14 protein-coding genes are annotated in these 16,763 nt (G+C 63.1%); 10 read left to right on the top strand and 4 right to left on the bottom strand.

The window, feature by feature from the left end:
- Positions 1-4 precede the first annotated feature (4 nt).
- From rimP to FJ978_RS03005, 10 genes are all read left to right on the top strand, one after another.
- Positions 5-652, top strand: a complete 648-nt coding sequence (rimP, locus tag FJ978_RS03050; protein ID WP_013891270.1) for a ribosome maturation factor RimP — start codon at positions 5-7, stop codon at positions 650-652.
- A 49-nt stretch (positions 653-701) separates the two neighbouring features.
- Positions 702-2,297: a transcription termination factor NusA gene (nusA, locus tag FJ978_RS03045; RefSeq protein ID WP_013891269.1), complete on the top strand. Its 1,596-nt coding sequence runs from the start codon at positions 702-704 to the stop codon at positions 2,295-2,297.
- 38 nt (positions 2,298-2,335) lie between these two features.
- Positions 2,336-2,986 carry an RNA-binding protein gene (locus FJ978_RS03040; RefSeq protein ID WP_013891268.1) on the top strand — a complete coding sequence of 217 codons (651 nt, stop codon included), beginning with the start codon at positions 2,336-2,338 and terminating at the stop codon, positions 2,984-2,986.
- Positions 2,983-5,565: a translation initiation factor IF-2 gene (gene infB / locus FJ978_RS03035; protein ID WP_013891267.1), complete on the top strand. Its 2,583-nt coding sequence runs from the start codon at positions 2,983-2,985 to the stop codon at positions 5,563-5,565. The genes FJ978_RS03040 and infB overlap by 4 nt, the downstream gene beginning before the upstream one ends.
- A 138-nt stretch (positions 5,566-5,703) precedes the next feature.
- Positions 5,704-6,174, top strand: a complete 471-nt coding sequence (gene rbfA, locus FJ978_RS03030) for a 30S ribosome-binding factor RbfA (protein ID WP_013891266.1) — start codon at positions 5,704-5,706, stop codon at positions 6,172-6,174.
- Positions 6,174-7,166 (top strand): tRNA pseudouridine(55) synthase TruB, encoded by a 993-nt coding sequence (truB, locus tag FJ978_RS03025; protein WP_140570091.1) that lies wholly within the window; start codon positions 6,174-6,176, stop codon positions 7,164-7,166. The genes rbfA and truB overlap by 1 nt, the downstream gene beginning before the upstream one ends.
- A gap of 44 nt (positions 7,167-7,210) precedes the next feature.
- Complete coding sequence (corA, locus tag FJ978_RS03020; RefSeq protein ID WP_013891264.1) at positions 7,211-8,305, top strand: magnesium/cobalt transporter CorA; 1,095 nt, start codon at positions 7,211-7,213, stop codon at positions 8,303-8,305.
- A gap of 76 nt (positions 8,306-8,381) precedes the next feature.
- The gene (gene rpsO / locus FJ978_RS03015) at positions 8,382-8,756 is read left to right on the top strand and encodes a 30S ribosomal protein S15 (RefSeq protein WP_281405986.1); all 375 of its coding nucleotides are present in this window, start codon (positions 8,382-8,384) and stop codon (positions 8,754-8,756) included.
- A gap of 277 nt (positions 8,757-9,033) precedes the next feature.
- Positions 9,034-11,181 carry a polyribonucleotide nucleotidyltransferase gene (pnp, locus tag FJ978_RS03010; protein ID WP_013891263.1) on the top strand — a complete coding sequence of 716 codons (2,148 nt, stop codon included), beginning with the start codon at positions 9,034-9,036 and terminating at the stop codon, positions 11,179-11,181.
- A gap of 68 nt (positions 11,182-11,249) precedes the next feature.
- Positions 11,250-12,263: a class I SAM-dependent methyltransferase gene (locus FJ978_RS03005; RefSeq protein ID WP_140570087.1), complete on the top strand. Its 1,014-nt coding sequence runs from the start codon at positions 11,250-11,252 to the stop codon at positions 12,261-12,263.
- Positions 12,264-12,273: 10 nt separating this feature from the next.
- Here FJ978_RS03005 and FJ978_RS03000 read toward each other — a convergent pair whose 3' ends face one another.
- The 4 genes from FJ978_RS03000 to fabA all read right to left on the bottom strand — a co-directional run bounded on the left by FJ978_RS03000 (position 12,274) and on the right by fabA (position 16,603).
- Entirely contained in the window at positions 12,274-13,818 is a 1,545-nt protein-coding gene (locus FJ978_RS03000) for a bifunctional diguanylate cyclase/phosphodiesterase (RefSeq protein WP_140570082.1), read from the bottom strand.
- Positions 13,819-13,953: 135 nt separating this feature from the next.
- Positions 13,954-14,766 (bottom strand): enoyl-ACP reductase FabI, encoded by an 813-nt coding sequence (fabI, locus tag FJ978_RS02995; RefSeq protein ID WP_023766969.1) that lies wholly within the window; start codon positions 14,764-14,766, stop codon positions 13,954-13,956.
- A gap of 51 nt (positions 14,767-14,817) precedes the next feature.
- Positions 14,818-16,038: a beta-ketoacyl-ACP synthase I gene (gene fabB / locus FJ978_RS02990; RefSeq protein ID WP_013891259.1), complete on the bottom strand. Its 1,221-nt coding sequence runs from the start codon at positions 16,036-16,038 to the stop codon at positions 14,818-14,820.
- A gap of 49 nt (positions 16,039-16,087) precedes the next feature.
- Entirely contained in the window at positions 16,088-16,603 is a 516-nt protein-coding gene (fabA, locus tag FJ978_RS02985; RefSeq protein WP_013891258.1) for a 3-hydroxyacyl-[acyl-carrier-protein] dehydratase FabA, read from the bottom strand.
- Positions 16,604-16,763: the final 160 nt, after the last annotated feature.

Raw genomic sequence — 16,763 nt, 5'->3', positions numbered from 1 at the left:
ATTGATGACTGCAATGACAAGCGAAGGTGACGACCGCATCATCCGCGAAAGCGGTATCGATGCGCGCATCGCGCTGATCATCCAGCCGGTGCTGCGCGGCATCGGCTTTCGCCTCGTGCGCGTGCATCTGTCCGGCCAGAACGGGCTGACGCTGCAGATCATGGCCGAGCGCGAGGACGGCACCATGACCGTCGAGGATTGCGAAGAGGTCAGCCGCGCGGTGTCGCCGGCGCTCGATGTCGACGATCCGATCGAGAAGGCGTACCATCTCGAAGTCTCTTCGCCCGGCATCGATCGGCCGCTGGTGCGCAAATCGGATTTCGTGACCTGGACCGGCCATTTGGTGAAGATGGAAACATCGGTCGTCGTCGCCGATCGCAAGCGTTTCAAGGGCAAGATCGCCGAGGCTGGTGAGAACGATGTGCTCATCGAGCGCGACAAGGCGGCCTATGGCGAGGAGCCGACGGTGCGCGTACCCTACGACGCCATTTCCGAGACCCGGTTGATCCTGACCGACGACCTCATCCGCGATGCGTTGTCGAAGGACAACAGGGCGCGCAAGGAAGCCAAGAAACGCCGCGGCGAGCCGGACGACGACGTGCCCGAGGGTACGGAAGCCGACGCCACGGAAGAACACGAACAGGAAAGTTGATTGAGCTGCCGGGCGTAAAAGCCCGGCTGACAGGCTCGGGAGAAAAAACATGGTTGTAAGCGCCAACAGACTTGAACTGCTGCAGATTGCCGACGCCGTCGCGCGTGAAAAGTCGATCGACAAGTCGATCGTCATCGCCGCCATGGCCGATGCGATCCAGAAGGCGGCGCGCTCGCGTTACGGCCAGGAGACCAACATCCGCGCCGACATCAATCCCAACACCGGTGAGATGAAGCTGCAGCGGCTGATGGAAGTGGTCGAGAAAGTCGATGACTACGCCACCCAGATCGCCATTTCCTCGGCGCGCGAGCGCAATCCCGATGCCCAGCTTGGCGACTTCATCGCCGAACAGCTGCCGCCGATGGATTTCGGCCGCATCGCGGCCCAGTCGGCCAAGCAGGTCATCGTGCAGAAGGTGCGCGAGGCCGAGCGCGACCGCCAGTATGACGAATACAAGGACCGCATCGGCGAGATCGTCAACGGTACCGTCAAGCGCGTCGAGTATGGCAACGTCATCGTCGATCTCGGCCGTGGCGAGGCGATCATCCGCCGCGACGAGCTGATCCCGCGCGAAAACTACAAATATGGCGACCGCGTCCGCGCCTATGTCTACGACGTGCGTCGCGAGCAGCGCGGCCCGCAGATCTTCCTGTCGCGCACCCATCCGCAGTTCATGGCCAAGCTCTTCACCATGGAAGTGCCGGAAATCTACGACGGCATCATCGAGATCAAGTCGGTCGCCCGCGACCCGGGCTCGCGCGCCAAGATCGCCGTCATCTCGCGTGACAGCTCGATCGATCCGGTCGGCGCCTGCGTCGGTATGCGCGGCAGCCGCGTCCAGGCCGTCGTCGGCGAACTGCAGGGCGAGAAGATCGACATCATTCCGTGGTCGCCCTCGGCCGCCTCCTTCATCGTCAACGCGCTGCAGCCGGCCGAAGTCGCCAAGGTCGTGCTCGACGAGGACGCGGAGCGCATCGAGGTGGTGGTTCCCGACGATCAGCTGTCGCTGGCCATCGGCCGCCGCGGCCAGAACGTGCGTCTCGCCTCGCAGCTCACCGGCTGGGATATCGACATCCTGACCGAGGCCGAGGAGTCCGAACGCCGCCAGAAGGAATTCGTCGAGCGCTCGGCGCTGTTCATGGAAGCTCTCGACGTCGACGAGATGGTCGGCCAGGTGTTGGCCTCGGAAGGCTTCACCAGCGTCGAGGAAGTCGCCTATGTCGATGCCGGCGAAATCGCCTCGATCGACGGCTTCGATGAGGACACCGCGTCGGAAATCCAGACCCGTGCCCGCGAATATCTCGAGAAGATCGAGGCCGAGCATGACGACAAGCGCAAGGCGCTGGGCGTCTCGGACGAGCTGCGTGAAATCCCCGGCATCACCACCGCCATGATGGTGACGCTCGGCGAGGACGGCGTGAAGACGATCGAGGATTTCGCCGGCTATGCCGCCGACGACCTGACAGGCTGGAAGGAACGCAAGGACGGCGAGACCAAGGTGTATCCCGGCGTTCTGGCCAATCATGGCGTTTCGCGCGCCGATGCCGAGCAGATGGTGCTGAATGCCCGTCTCAAGGCCGGCTGGATCACCGAAGACGAGCTTGCAGCCGAAGAAGCACCGGCTGACGAAGCCGTTGGTGCGTGAGGTGAAACCGCATCGCACACAACCCGCCCTTGGACGAGATGAACGATCGCACCTGCATCGTCACCCGCAAGCAGGCCGAACCGGATGAATTGATCCGGTTCGTCGTCGGCCCGGATTCGGCCGTCGTTCCGGATCTCAAGAGAAATCTGCCCGGCCGTGGTTGCTGGGTGAGCGCTGACCGCCTACATATCGAGAAGGCGGCGGCAAAGAACCTCTTTGCCCGCGCCTTTAAGGCACAGGTGGTCGTGCCGCCCGATCTGGGCGGCATGGTCGACGGGCTGCTTTCCAGATCCGCTCTGGGTATGCTGGGCCTCGCCCGCAAAGCAGGCGCGATTTCTCTTGGTGCCACCAAGGTCGAGAGCGCAGTGCGCGGTGGACTGGCACTTTTCGTGCTCCACGCGACCGAGGCGTCCGACGACGGCGTACGCAAGATCAGCCAGGCGCGGCGGGCGACCGTCCATATCGGCGGCCCCTCCATCCTTGCCTACAAACTTTTCTCCGAGGCCGAGTTGAGCTTGGCATTGGGGGGTACAAATGTGATACATGCTGCCGTCCTCGCGGGAGACGCGGGTAAGGCGGTCCAGAAGCGCATGGTTGCGCTTGACCGATATCGGGGCGGTACCCCGGACGATCTGGCAATGCTTGCGGCCGTTGCTGACGAAGATGATGCTGCAGAGGATATGGAATGAGCGATACGAAATCGGGCGACGACAAGACGTTGAGCGTTACGCCGAAGAAGACCTTGACGTTGAAGCGCCCCGGCATGGAACAGGGCACCGTGCGCCAGAACTTCTCGCATGGCCGTACCAAGTCGGTCGTGGTCGAGACCAAGAAGCGCAAGTTCTCGCTGCCCGGTGACAAGCCGGAGCCGGTTGCTGCTGCCCCTGCGCCCGTCTTCACGCCGAAGCCCGCGGCGGTCGTGGCCGCCCCACCCGTGGTGCAGGAAGCGCCCAAGGCGCCTCCGCCCCCGCCGCCTCCGGTCGAGCGCAGCGGCATGGTGCTGAACGAACTGTCGCGCTCCGAAATGGAAGCGCGTCGCAGGGCGCTTGAAGGCTCCAAGGTCCGCGAGGTCGAGGACCGTCAGCGCGCCGCCGAGGAAGCCAAGCGCCGCGCCGAGGACGAAGAGCGCCGCAAGCGTGAGCGTGAGGAATCCGCGCGCCGTCAGGCCGAGGAAGAGGCACGCCTGCAGACGGAAGCCGAATCCCGCCGTCGTGCCGAGGAAGAGGCGCGCCGCCGCGCGCCGCTGGCAGCCGAGTTGGCGACCGCCGACGAGGAGGAAGAGGTCAAGCCGAAGCGGACAGGTGCCGGTGCGCCGGTGCGCCGCCCGGTCACGCCCGAAGTGGCGCGGCCGGCCAAGCCGACCAAGGGCGAGGAAGACCGCCGCCGTGGCAAGCTGACGCTGAACTCCGCGCTTACCGACGAGGATGCGCGGGCCCGTTCGCTGTCGTCGATGCGCCGCCGCCAGGAAAAGTTCAAGCGCGCGATGCACAATGAGCCGCGCGAGAAAGTCATGCGCGAAGTGATCCTGCCCGAGACCATCACCATTCAGGAACTGGCGCAGCGCATGTCCGAACGTGCGGTCGATGTGGTCAAGTTCTTCATGAAGCAGGGCCAGATCCTGAAGCCCGGCGACGTCATCGACGCCGACACGGCCGAACTGGTCGCCACCGAATTCGGCCACACGGTCCGCCGCGTCGCCGAGTCCGACATCGAGGAAGGCCTGTTCAACATCGCCGACAATGCCGAGGACCTAGTGTCGCGTCCGCCGGTCGTGACCATCATGGGCCACGTCGATCACGGCAAGACCTCGCTGCTCGATGCCATCCGCAATGCCAATGTCGTCTCCGGCGAGGCCGGCGGCATCACCCAGCATATCGGCGCCTATCAGGTCGAGAAGAATGGTCAGAAGATCACCTTCATCGACACGCCCGGCCACGCCGCCTTCACGGCAATGCGCGCTCGCGGCGCCCAGGCCACCGACATCGCCATCCTGGTGGTGGCGGCCGACGACAGCGTGATGCCGCAGACGATCGAATCGATCAGCCATGCCAAGGCGGCCGGCGTTCCGATCATCGTGGCGATCAACAAGATCGACAAGCATGACGCCGATCCGCAGAAGGTTCGCTCCGAACTGCTGCGCCATGAGGTCTTCGTCGAATCCATGGGCGGTGAAGTGCTGGACGTCGAAGTGTCGGCGACCAAGGGCACCAATCTCGACAAGCTGCTCGAGGCGATCCTGCTGCAGGCCGAAATCCTCGACCTGAAGGCCAATCCGGACCGCACCGCCGAGGGCGTGGTCATCGAGGCGCAGCTCGACAAGGGCCGTGGTCCCGTCGCCACCGTTCTGGTGCAGACCGGCACCTTGATGCCGGGCGACATCCTCGTCGCCGGCAACGAATGGGGCCGGGTGCGCGCGCTGGTCAACGATCGCGGCGAGCAGATCAAGGAAGCGCCGCCGGCAATGCCGGTCGAGGTGCTCGGCCTTCAGGGCACGCCGCAGGCCGGCGACCGCTTCGCCGTGGTCAACAACGAGGCCCGCGCCCGCGAGATCACCGAGTATCGCCAGCGTCTGGCCCGCGAGAAGGCGGTCGCCAGGCATGCCGGCCAGCGCGGCTCGCTCGAACAGATGATGTCGCAGTTGCAGACAAGCGGGCTGAAGGAATTCCCGCTGGTCATCAAGGGCGACGTGCAGGGTTCGATCGAGGCGATCAACGCGGCATTGGACAAGCTCGGCACCGACGAGGTGCGTGCGCGCATCGTCCACGCCGGCGCCGGCGCCATCACCGAAAGCGACGTCTCGCTGGCGGAAACGTCGGGTGCGGCGATCATCGGCTTCAACGTCCGCGCCAATGTGCAGGCACGTGCCGCCGCCGCGGCCGCTGGCATCGAGATCCGCTACTACTCGATCATCTACAACCTCGTGGATGACGTGAAGGCGGCTCTGTCGGGTCTGCTGTCGCCGGAGCGCCGCGAAACTTTCATCGGCAATGCCGAGATCCTCGAGATCTTCGACATCACCAAGGTCGGCAAGATCGCCGGCTGCCGTGTCACCGAAGGCAAGGTCGAGCGCGGTGCGGGCGTGCGCCTGATCCGCGACAACGTCGTCATCCACGAAGGCACGCTGAAGACCCTCAAGCGCTTCAAGGACGAGGTTTCGGAAGTCCCAGGCGGCCAGGAATGCGGCATGGCCTTCCAGAACTACGAGGACATGCGGGTCGGCGATGTCATCGAGTGCTTCCGCGTCGAGATGGTGACCCGGACGCTCTGAGTTCGAGTGGCTTGTTAATATCGGGCGGTGGTCGAAAGGCCGCCGCCCTCAAGCCTGTTGAGATTGCCTGTTGAGAATGACTGTTGAGACATGAGGCACGGTCCTATCCCGAGCCTCACGCTTTCAGGATTGAGAAAAATGCCCCGTTCCACCACATCCGGCCCATCCCAGCGCATGCTGCGCGTCGGCGAGCAGGTACGCCATGCGCTCTCCGAAACGTTGCAGCGCGGCGACATCATCGACCCGCTGATCGAGAATTCGGTCGTTTCGGTCTCCGAAGTGCGTATGTCGCCCGATCTCAAGATCGCCACTGCCTTTGTTTCTCCGCTCGGCGCCAAGGATGCCGAGGCCGTGATCGAGGCGCTCAACAAGCATGCGAAATTTGTCCGCGGCCGTGTCTCCGGCGCGCTTCGGCAAATGAAATACATGCCGGAGTTCCGCTTCAGGCTGGACACCTCCTTCGACAATTTCGCCAGGATCAACGACCTGCTGAAGTCGCCCGAAGTGGCGCGTGATCTCGACGCGGACGACGACAAGGCCCAAGAAGACAAGGCCCAAGAAGACAGGGCCAAAGACGACAAGGCCAAAGAAGGCAAGGACAGCGAATAATGGCGCGCCGCGGCAAGAAGAAGGGCCGGCCGGTCTCCGGCTGGGTGGTGCTGGACAAGCCCGTCGGCATGGGCTCGACCGAGGCCGTCTCCAAGATCAAATGGCTGTTCCAGGCCGAAAAGGCCGGCCATGCCGGCACGCTGGACCCGCTGGCGTCCGGCATGCTGCCGATCGCGCTCGGCGAAGCCACCAAGACCGTTCCCTACGTGCAGGACGGCGCCAAGGTCTATCGCTTCACCGTGGCCTGGGGGCAGGAGCGCTCGACCGACGACCTCGAAGGGCCGGTGACGAAAGAGGCTGACCAGCGACCGTCGGAAGCCGAGGTCAGGGCGCTACTTTCCAAATACACCGGCGTCATCATGCAGACGCCGCCGCAATTCTCGGCCATCAAGATTGCGGGCGAACGCGCCTATGACCTTGCCCGCGAAGGCGAGACGGTCGATATTCCGGCCCGCGAAATCGAGATCGGCCGTCTCGACATCGTCGAGCACGGTGCCGATCAGACTGTTTTCGAAGTCGAATGCGGCAAGGGCACCTATGTGCGCTCGCTGGCCCGTGACATGGGCCGCGATCTCGGCTGCTTCGGCCATATCAGCGAATTGCGCCGGGTCGAGGTCGAGCCGTTCACACAGGAGGATTTCGTCACCGTCGCGGAACTCGAGGCGGCCCGCTTCGGTGTGCGGGGCGAAGACATGCTGGGCAAAGGCAAGTCGGAAGCGGCCGATGCCGTCGACGTTGTGGAAGCGCCGGTCGATTTCGGGGCGATCGATGCGCTTCTGGTCGATACGTCCGCCGCGCTCGATTGTCTGCCGCAGATCGCCATCAGCGACGACGCGGCGACCAAGATCCGCCTTGGCAATCCGGTCATCATCCGTGGCCGCGACGCGCCTGTCGAAGCCGAGGAAGCTTGCGCCACGGCACGCGGCAAGCTGGTCGCCATCGGCGCCATCGAGCAAGGCATGTTCAAGCCCAAGCGGGTCTTTGCCGGGTGACGGCTGTCGTCTAATCTCGGTTTCACTCTACGCTCGAGGGGCATATGGCAAAGGCCGAGGCGGTGAAAAAGCGGACGCCGGTGAAGACGCGGCGGCCACCGGTCGGGGCCTCGCCAGGCACGCTGATCGCCGATCCGGCGGCGCGCCGTTCGGAACTGCGGCTGACGATGATCTCGCCGCAGAAGTACAAGACCATCGAAAACGCCAGCATCGACGATGTCGAGGCCAATTGCCACAAATGGCCTGTCATCTGGCTCGACTGCACCGGTCTCGCCAACATCCAGCTGATCGAGGAGATCGGCCGCATCTTCAATCTGCATCCGCTGGCGCTGGAGGACGTCGTCAACACCGGCCAGCGGCCAAAGGTCGACTTCTTCGAGGACCATGCCTTCGTCGTCGTCCGCATGATCGACGATGTCACCTCGCACCGCTATGAACAGATTGGCCTCTTCGTCGGCGAGAACTTCGTCGTCACCTTCCAGGAGCGCGAGGGCGACCCGTTCGATCCCGTGCGCAAGCGCATCGAGAGTTCGGCGCCCAACCGGTTGCGGGCGCGCGGCGCCGATTATCTCGCCTATGCGCTGATCGACGCCATCGTCGACAGCTATTTCCCGCCGATCGAGGCGGCCGGCGATCTGGTCGACAGCATCGAGGATGAGATGCTGCACTCACCGCACAAGCATCAGATGCGGCAGCTGCACGAATTGCGGCGCGACGCCAATGTCCTCAAAGGCGTGCTGTGGCCGATGCGCGATGCGCTGGCGACGCTGATCCGCAACGACGTGCCTTATGTAAAGGCCGAAACCAAGGTTTTCCTCAACGATACGCTCGACCATTCGCTCAGGCTGATCGAGCTGGTCGAGACCCAGCGCGACATGCTGACCGGACTGATCGAGATGCATCTGTCGCTGAGCCAGGCCCGCACCAACGACGTCATCAGCTATCTCACCATCGTCTCGGTCATCTTCATGCCGCTCACCTTCCTGGTCGGCGTCTGGGGCATGAATTTCGATCCTGAATCCTCGCCATGGAACATGCCGGAGCTGAAGTCCTACTACGGCTATCCCGTATCGCTGCTGTTCATGGCAGTTGTGGCGGTCGGGTTGATTGCCTTCTTCAAATGGAAGAAATGGCTTTAGCAGCGACAAACTTGGCATTTGGGCTGGAAAAGCCGGCTTGTGAATTGGGCTGGTGTTTTCCGGGGAATTGCACTATATGCGCCGCAGCATAGCGCCACGACGCTTTGCTTGCACCGGCCCCGGCTGGACGACATCCCGGCTGAGGGCGACCCGTTTCCTCGAACAGATAAGGAAAAGCACGATGTCGATTACTGCCGAGCGCAAACAGGAATTGATGGGTGAATTCGCAACCGCCAAGGGCGATACCGGTTCGCCGGAAGTCCAGGTGGCCATCCTTTCCGAGCGCATCAAGAACCTGACCGACCACTTCAAGGACCACAAGAAGGATAACCATTCCCGCCGTGGTCTGCTCGCTCTCGTCTCCCAGCGCCGCAGCCTGCTTGATTATCTCAAGCGCAAGGACGACGCGCGCTACCAGACGTTGATCGAGAAGCTCGGTCTGCGCCGTTGACGAATTGACTGGCGGGCTTTCCTCGGAAAGCCCGCCAGTCGCGCATTCTGCCAGTCTTATAGATTGGCCAGACCCGGTTTCGAGCGCGCAGAGGGCCACTCGAAACCGCCCATGGACGGTCATGGGGCAGGATTGCAGGACGCTCGCGCGCTCACCGCGCTGAAACCACCCGAGCTTCCCGTTGTCTTGCCCGTGGCTGCCCGAGAAAGGAAGCCAGGGAAAGGGCATCCGCGCACCGTGAAACGGCGCGGCCCTTTCCGCTTATTAAGGACAAGATATGTTCAACCACCACAAAGTGGAAATCGAATGGGGCGGCCGTCCGCTCATCCTCGAAACCGGCAAGATCGCGCGCCAGGCTGATGGCGCCGTGCTCGCCACCTACGGCGAGACCAAGGTGCTGGCCACCGTCGTTTCGATGAAGGAGCCGAAGCCCGGCCTCGACTTCTTCCCGCTGACCGTCAACTACCAGGAAAAGACCTATGCCGCCGGCAAGATTCCGGGCGGCTATTTCAAGCGTGAGGGCCGTCCGAGCGAGAAGGAAACGCTGGTTTCCCGCCTCATCGATCGCCCGATCCGCCCGCTCTTCGCCGACGGTTACAAGAACGACACGCAGATCGTCGTCACCGTGGTCCAGCATGACCTCGAGAACGATCCGGACATCCTGTCCATCGTCGCCACCTCGGCCGCGCTGACCCTGTCGGGCGTTCCCTTCATGGGACCGGTTGGCGGTGCCCGTGTTGGTTACATCAACGGCGAATACGTTCTCAACCCGCACATCGACGAGATGCAGGAATCCAAGCTCGACCTCGTCGTCGCCGGCACTGCCGACGCCGTGCTGATGGTTGAGTCCGAAGCCAAGGAACTTGGCGAAGAGCTGATGCTCGGCGCCGTCATGTTCGGTCACAGGGGCTTCCAGCCGGTCATCGACGCCATCATCAAGCTGGCCGAGGTCGCCGCCAAGGAGCCGCGCGATTTCACGGCGCCGGACTATTCCGTGCTCGAAGCCGAGATGCTGAAGATCGTTGGTGACGAGCTCAGCAACGCCTACAAGAACGTCGACAAGCAGAAGCGCTACGCCGCCGTCGACGCCGTCAAGGCAAAGGTCAAGGCAGCCTTCGCTCCGGCCGAAGGCGACGAGGCCAAGTACACGTCCGAGCAGATCGGTTCGGTGTTCAAGGAACTGCAGGCCAAGGTCGTGCGCTGGAACATCCTCGACACCGGCTCGCGCATCGATGGCCGTGACTTGAAGACGGTTCGCAAGATCGTTTCCGAAGTCGGCGTGCTGCCGCGCACCCACGGTTCGGCGCTGTTCACCCGCGGCGAGACCCAGGCGCTGGTCGTTGCCACGCTCGGCACCGGCGAAGACGAGCAGTATGTCGATTCGCTGACCGGCATGTACAAGGAGAAGTTCCTCCTTCACTACAACTTCCCTCCCTATTCCGTCGGTGAGACCGGCCGCATGGGTTCGCCGGGCCGCCGTGAAATCGGCCACGGCAAGCTCGCCTGGCGCGCCATCCGCCCGATGCTGCCGAGCGCCGACCAGTTCCCCTACACGCTGCGCGTCGTCTCCGAGATCACCGAGTCCAACGGCTCGTCCTCGATGGCCACTGTCTGCGGCACCTCGCTGGCGCTGATGGATGCCGGCGTTCCGCTGGCCAAGCCCGTCGCCGGCATCGCCATGGGCCTGATCAAGGAAGGCGAGCGCTTCGCCGTTCTGTCCGACATCCTGGGTGACGAAGATCATCTCGGCGACATGGATTTCAAGGTCGCCGGCACCACCAGCGGCATCACCTCGCTGCAGATGGATATCAAGATCGAAGGCATCACCGAGGAGATCATGAAGATCGCGCTGGACCAGGCCAAGGATGGCCGCCAGCACATTCTCGGCGAAATGGCTCATGCCCTGACCGGTGCCCGTCCCGAACTCGGTGAGTTCGCGCCGCGCATCGAGGTCATGCACATCCCGACCGACAAGATCCGCGACGTCATCGGCTCGGGCGGCAAGGTCATCCGCGAGATCGTCGAGAAGACCGGCGCCAAGATCAACATCGAGGACGACGGCACGGTCAAGATCGCTTCCTCGAACGCCAAGGAGATCGAGGCGGCGAAGAAGTGGATCCACACCATCGTCGCCGAGCCGGAAGTCGGCGAGATCTACGAAGGCACGGTCGTCAAGACCGCTGACTTCGGCGCCTTCGTCAACTTCTTCGGTCCCCGCGACGGCCTGGTCCACATCTCGCAGCTCGCCAACGAGCGCGTTGCCAAGACCTCCGACGTCGTCAAGGAAGGCGACAAGGTCTGGGTCAAGCTGATGGGCTTCGACGAGCGCGGCAAGGTCCGCCTGTCGATGAAGGTCGTCGACCAGGCCTCCGGCAAGGAAATTGTCCGCGACAAGAAGTCCGAAGGCGAAGAAGACGCCGCCTGAGCGGTCTGACAGGAAATCGAAGCGGGCGCGGCTTATGTCGCGCCCGCTTTCGTTTATGGAGCAAAGGCATGTCCACTGAGGCGCTGAAGACGCTGTTCCATCCGTTCGAGGCCGAGGCTCTTCCCTTGCCGCGAAAGGATGAGCGCATGCTCTTTCTCGGCGCCGAGCCTGGCCTGCGGCTGCCGCAGGGTTTCGAGGCCGCGCTGCATGTCGTGCAGGGCTTCCGCCCGCATTTCCGCGCGTTGCAGGCGGCGAAATTCACGGTTACGCCGCAACCGGAGGGGGACCGTTTCGATGCCGCGCTGGTGCTCGCCGGCCGCCATCGCGGGCAGAACGAGTTGCGCATCGCGGAAGCGCTGGAGCGCGTGGTGCCGGGCGGATTGATCGTCGTTGCCGGCGGCAAGGATGACGGCATCGCCAGCCTGCGCAAGCGCATCGACGAGCTTGTGCCGCTCGACGGCCATATGCCGAAATATCACGGCATTGCCTTCTGGCTGCGCCGTCCTGCCGATCCGGCGGCCGCACAAGAGTTGCGTGCCGCCAATCCCGTCTTGCTGGTCGAAGGCCGGTTCCACACCGCGCCCGGCATGTTCTCCTTTGATCGGATCGACGCCGGCTCGAAACTGTTGGTGGATAACTTGCCCGGCGATCTGCGTGGCAACATCGCCGATTTCTGTGCCGGCTGGGGTTATGTGGCGGCGGAAGTCGCCTCACGGTCCCCTGGCATAACGGCGCTTGACCTCTATGAAGCGGATTTCGCGGGGCTGGAGGCGGCCAAGCGCAATCTCGGCGCGGCGGCCCTGGTGCCGGGCTTCTTCTGGCTCGATCTGCTCGCCGAACCTGTCGAGCGCCGTTATGACGCCGTCGTCATGAACCCGCCATTCCATCGCGCCCGCGCGGCTGAGCCGGAAATCGGCGCCGGCATGATCCACGCGGCAGGCAAGGCGTTGAAGCCGGGCGGGCGGCTGTTCATGGTCGCCAACCGTCAGTTGCCCTACGAGCCGGTTCTCAAGGCCGCCTTCTCAAGCCACGCGGAACTTGCCCGCGATGGCATGTTCAAGGTGTTGTCCGCGCGTCGCTGAGGTGATGCGTTCAATGCAGATTGGCGACGCGCCGGACTTCATCGGTGGCGTGGGCGTCAGTCACGCTGAACTTGAGCGGAGCCGGCCGGCCGAACAGGTAACCCTGCACCACTTCGCAGCCAGCCGCCCGCAGCAGCGTCGCCTGGCTCTCGGTCTCGACGCCTTCGGCGATGATGCTGACGCCGAGTGCACGCGAGAGCCCGACAATGGTCGAGACGACCGCGCCCGAGCTGGAATCGGTGTCGATGCGGCTGACGAAGGAACGGTCGATCTTGAGCTTGCCGAACGAGAAGTCGATGAGGTAGCTGAGGTTCGAATAGCCGGTGCCGAAATCATCGACGGCGACCGAGATGCCCATTTCGGCAAGCTCTTTCAGGATGGCGGCCGCACGGTCGCGATCCTGCATCATCGCCGTCTCGGTGACTTCCAGTTCCAGCCGTGACGGCTTGATGCCGGTGGCCCTCATCGCGTCGCGGACGATGCCGACGAAGTCCTTGGTCATGAACTGGACCGGCGAGATGTTGACGGCGACGAAGCAATCGTCCGGCAGATGGCGGGCGTCGCTGCAGGCTTTGCGCAGAACCCACTCGCCGATCGGATTGATCATCCCGGTTTCTTCGGCGATCTGGATGAACTCCATGGGCGGGATCATGCCGCGTTCGGGGTGGTTCCAGCGGATCAGGGCTTCATAGCCGACGATGCGGTCGGTCGGCAGGTCGAGCTGCGGCTGATAGTGAAGGTCGAAATCCCCGCGTTCGAAAGCAGTGTGCAACTCGGATTCGACCCATTGGCGATAATCGGCGACTCGCCCCATCTCGCTGTCGAAGACCGACCAGTTGCCGACGCCGCTGGCGCGCGCATTCTGCAGCGCCAGGTTGGAGCGGCGCAGGATAAGCACCGGATCGACGCCATCCTTGGGCATGGCCACGATACCCACCGACAGGCTCACCGATTGCTGATGGCTGCTGAGTTCATAGGGCTCCATCATCTCGTCGATGAGCCTCTCGACCATGCTTTCCATCGTTCCCGGGATCTGATGATCCGGCAGCAGCACCGCGAACTCGCCGGCGCCGATGCGCCCGATCAGCGCGCGTGCGGGCACGCAGCTCTGCAGCCGCTTGGTGAAGGCGCGGATCAGTTCGTCGCCCTGGGTATAGCCGATCGCGTCATTGATCTGCTTGAAGCGGTCGATGTCGATGTCGATCAGGAACACGGGTTCGCCGGTCCGGCTTGTCGTGCATGCCGCCTCGGCGATTTTGCCGACCATCGCCGGGCGCCCCAGCAGTCCTGTCAGCTTGTCGAAATGGGTTTCGTTGAAGACGAAATCCGCCGATTCATCGACGCCGGCGAAGAAGGACATTGCCGCAACCGACGCCGCCAGCGCGCAAAGCGCAGCCATGATCGCGACCATCATGTCCGCCGATATGCCGGCAAACCCACCGCCGAGGCCGTACTTGAGACCCCAGATGCCAAGGACGAAACTGCCAATACCCGAACTTGCTATCGTGAGCAGTCGGAACACTGGTGTTCGCTTCGGATTGCTGACGGCAGGCATTAAAAATCCCCAGACTGCGGGACTCTATAGCGGAAATCTTCTTAAAATGAGTTGCCGCGAATGCGTCCAATTTTACTGGAGAGCATCTTTTTTACTGAAAGGCACTTCGGACGCGGCTCAAGGCAAGACGACGCTTCAGTCGCGCGTGCCGTCCGTCTGCTTCAACTCGTCGAGCGTCGGCATCGAGACGATGTGGTAGCCTGAATCGACATAGTGGATTTCGCCGGTGACGCCCGAGGAGAGGTCCGACAACAGATAAAGCGCCGAGCCGCCGACCTCGTCGATGGTCACCGTGCGGCGCAGCGGCGAGTTGCGCTGCTGGTAGGAGAACATGTGGCGGGCGTCCGAAATGCCGGCGCCGGCGAGCGTGCGCACCGGTCCCGCCGAGATGCCGTTCACCCGGATGCCGCGCGGGCCGTAATCATTGGCGAGGTAGCGCACACTGGCCTCGAGTCCTGCCTTGGCGACACCCATGACATTGTAGTTCGGCATGACGCGGACCGAGCCGGCATAGGTCAGCGTGATCATCGACCCGCCATCGTTCATCAACGCGGCCGCATGGCGGGCGATCTCGGTAAAGGAATAGCAGGAGATCACCATGGTGCGGACGAAGTTGTCGCGGCTGGTGTCCGCATAGAGACCCTTAAGCTCATTCTTGTCCGAAAAGCCGATGGCATGGACGACGAAGTCGAGCCCGCCCCATTCCTTGTTAAGCGTCTCGAACGTGGCGGCGACCGAAGCGCTGTCCTCGACATCGCAGGGGACGACAAGTGCGGCGCCGAGCTTGTCGGCAAGCGGTTTGACCCGGCGGCCGAAGGCCTCGCCCTGGTAGGTGAAGGCGAGTTCCGCGCCATGCTCGGACAGCTTCTTGGCAATGCCCCAGGCGATCGAATGATCGTTGGCGACGCCCATGACAAGCCCGCGCTTGCCCTTCATCAGTCCGTTCATGGCCGCCAAATCCTTATTTAAAAATGCTGGCCTTGTACAAAAACAATGGCCCTATGCGGAATAGCGCTGGAAAACGAGCGTCGCGTTGGTGCCACCGAATCCGAAGGAATTCGAAAGAACGGTGTCGATCTTGGCATTGTCGATGCGCTTTCGCACGATCGGCATACCCTCGAATTCAGGATCGAGCGTCTCGATATGGGCGCTCTCACCGATGAAGCCGCCTTGCATCATAAGGATCGAATAGATGGATTCTTGCACACCGGCCGCGCCCAGCGAATGGCCGGTCAGCGATTTCGTCGAGGTGATGAACGGCATCTTCTCGCCGAACACTTCGCGGATCGCGCCCATTTCCTTGGAATCGCCCACCGGCGTCGAGGTGCCGTGGGTGTTGATGTAGTCGACCGGCGTGGAAATCGTCGACATCGCCTGGCGCATGCAGCGGATCGCGCCTTCGCCTGACGGCGCGACCATGTCGTAACCGTCAGAGGTCGCGCCGTAGCCGACGATCTCGGCGTAGATCTTGGCGCCGCGCGCCTTGGCGTGCTCCAGCTCTTCCAGCACCAGCACGCCGGCGCCGCCGGCAATGACGAAGCCATCGCGATTGACGTCATAAGCGCGCGAGGCGGTCGATGCCTTGTCGTTGAACTTGGACGACATGGCGCCCATGGCGTCGAACAGGTCCGACATCGTCCAGTCGAGATCCTCATGGCCGCCGGCAAAGACCATGTCCTGCTTGCCCCACTGGATCAGTTCGTAGCCATTGCCGATGCAATGCGCCGAGGTCGAGCAGGCCGACGAGATCGAATAGTTGACGCCGTGGATCTTGAACCAGGTGGCCAGGGTGGCCGACGCGGTCGACGACATCGCTTTCGGCACCGCGAACGGGCCGATGCGCTTGGGACTGCCGTTCTTGAGCGTTGTTTCGGCCGCCTCGACGATGGTGCGGGTGGAAGGCCCGCCCGAGCCCATGACAATGCCGGTGCGTTCATTGGTGACGTCGTCCTCGCCGAGGCCCGCATCCGCGATCGCCTGGTCCATGGCGACGTGGTTCCAGGCCGCGCCCTGCGACAGGAAGCGCATCGCGCGGCGGTCGATCATGGCGGACGGGTCGAGCGTCGGCGCTCCCCAGACCTGGCAGCGGAAGCCGTGCTCGGCGAAGGAATCGGAGAAGCTGATGCCGGATCTGGCGTCATGCAGCGAGGTCTGCACCTCGTTGGCATTGTTTCCGATCGACGACACGATGCCGATGCCTGTGACTACGACACGTCTCATTCGCAACTCCTTCCAGGGATGCTGGCCAGTGGATCGGCCAGGGCTGCGGTCAAGCGACCGCCGACTGCTTCGACAGACCGACTTTCAGGTCCGTCGCCGCATATATGGGCTCGCCATCCGCCTTCATCCAGCCATCGGCGATGCCCAGGACCAGCCTGCCGCGCATCACGCGCTTGAAATCGACGCCATATTCGACCTTCTTCACCGATGGGGTGACCATGCCCTTGAACTTGACCTCACCGGTCGACAGCGCCATTCCCTTGCCGGGTTCGCCGAGCCAGCCGAGGTAGAAGCCGGTCAACTGCCACAGGGCGTCGAGGCCGAGGCATCCAGGCATGATCGGATTGCCGATGAAGTGGCAGGCGAAGAACCAAAGATCCGGCTTGATGTCGAATTCCGCGCGGATGAAACCCTTGTCGAAGGCACCGCCCGTTTCACTGATCTCGGTGATGCGGTCGAACATCAGCATGGGCGGGTAGGGCAGCTGGGCATTGCCCTCTCCGAACAGCTCGCCGCGGGCGCAGGCCAGCAATTCGTCGTAGTCGTAGCTGGGTTTACCCGCCATCAATCTCATCCCCATTCGTCCGGGCGGTAACGCGCCCTTGTCGTCGGTGTCCTAACACAATCTGTTTCAGGCCGGAAACCGGCGTTTGCGCTTAACCCGCCAGTCTGCCCGGGTCAATGCGCGCTATTGATCGCATTCCGGCGACAGAATATATGTCAAC

Source organism: Mesorhizobium sp. B1-1-7 (assembly GCF_006442705.1).
GTDB classification, from domain to species: Bacteria; Pseudomonadota; Alphaproteobacteria; order Rhizobiales; family Rhizobiaceae; genus Mesorhizobium; species Mesorhizobium opportunistum.
This window is presented reverse-complemented; position numbering and strand designations above follow the sequence as displayed.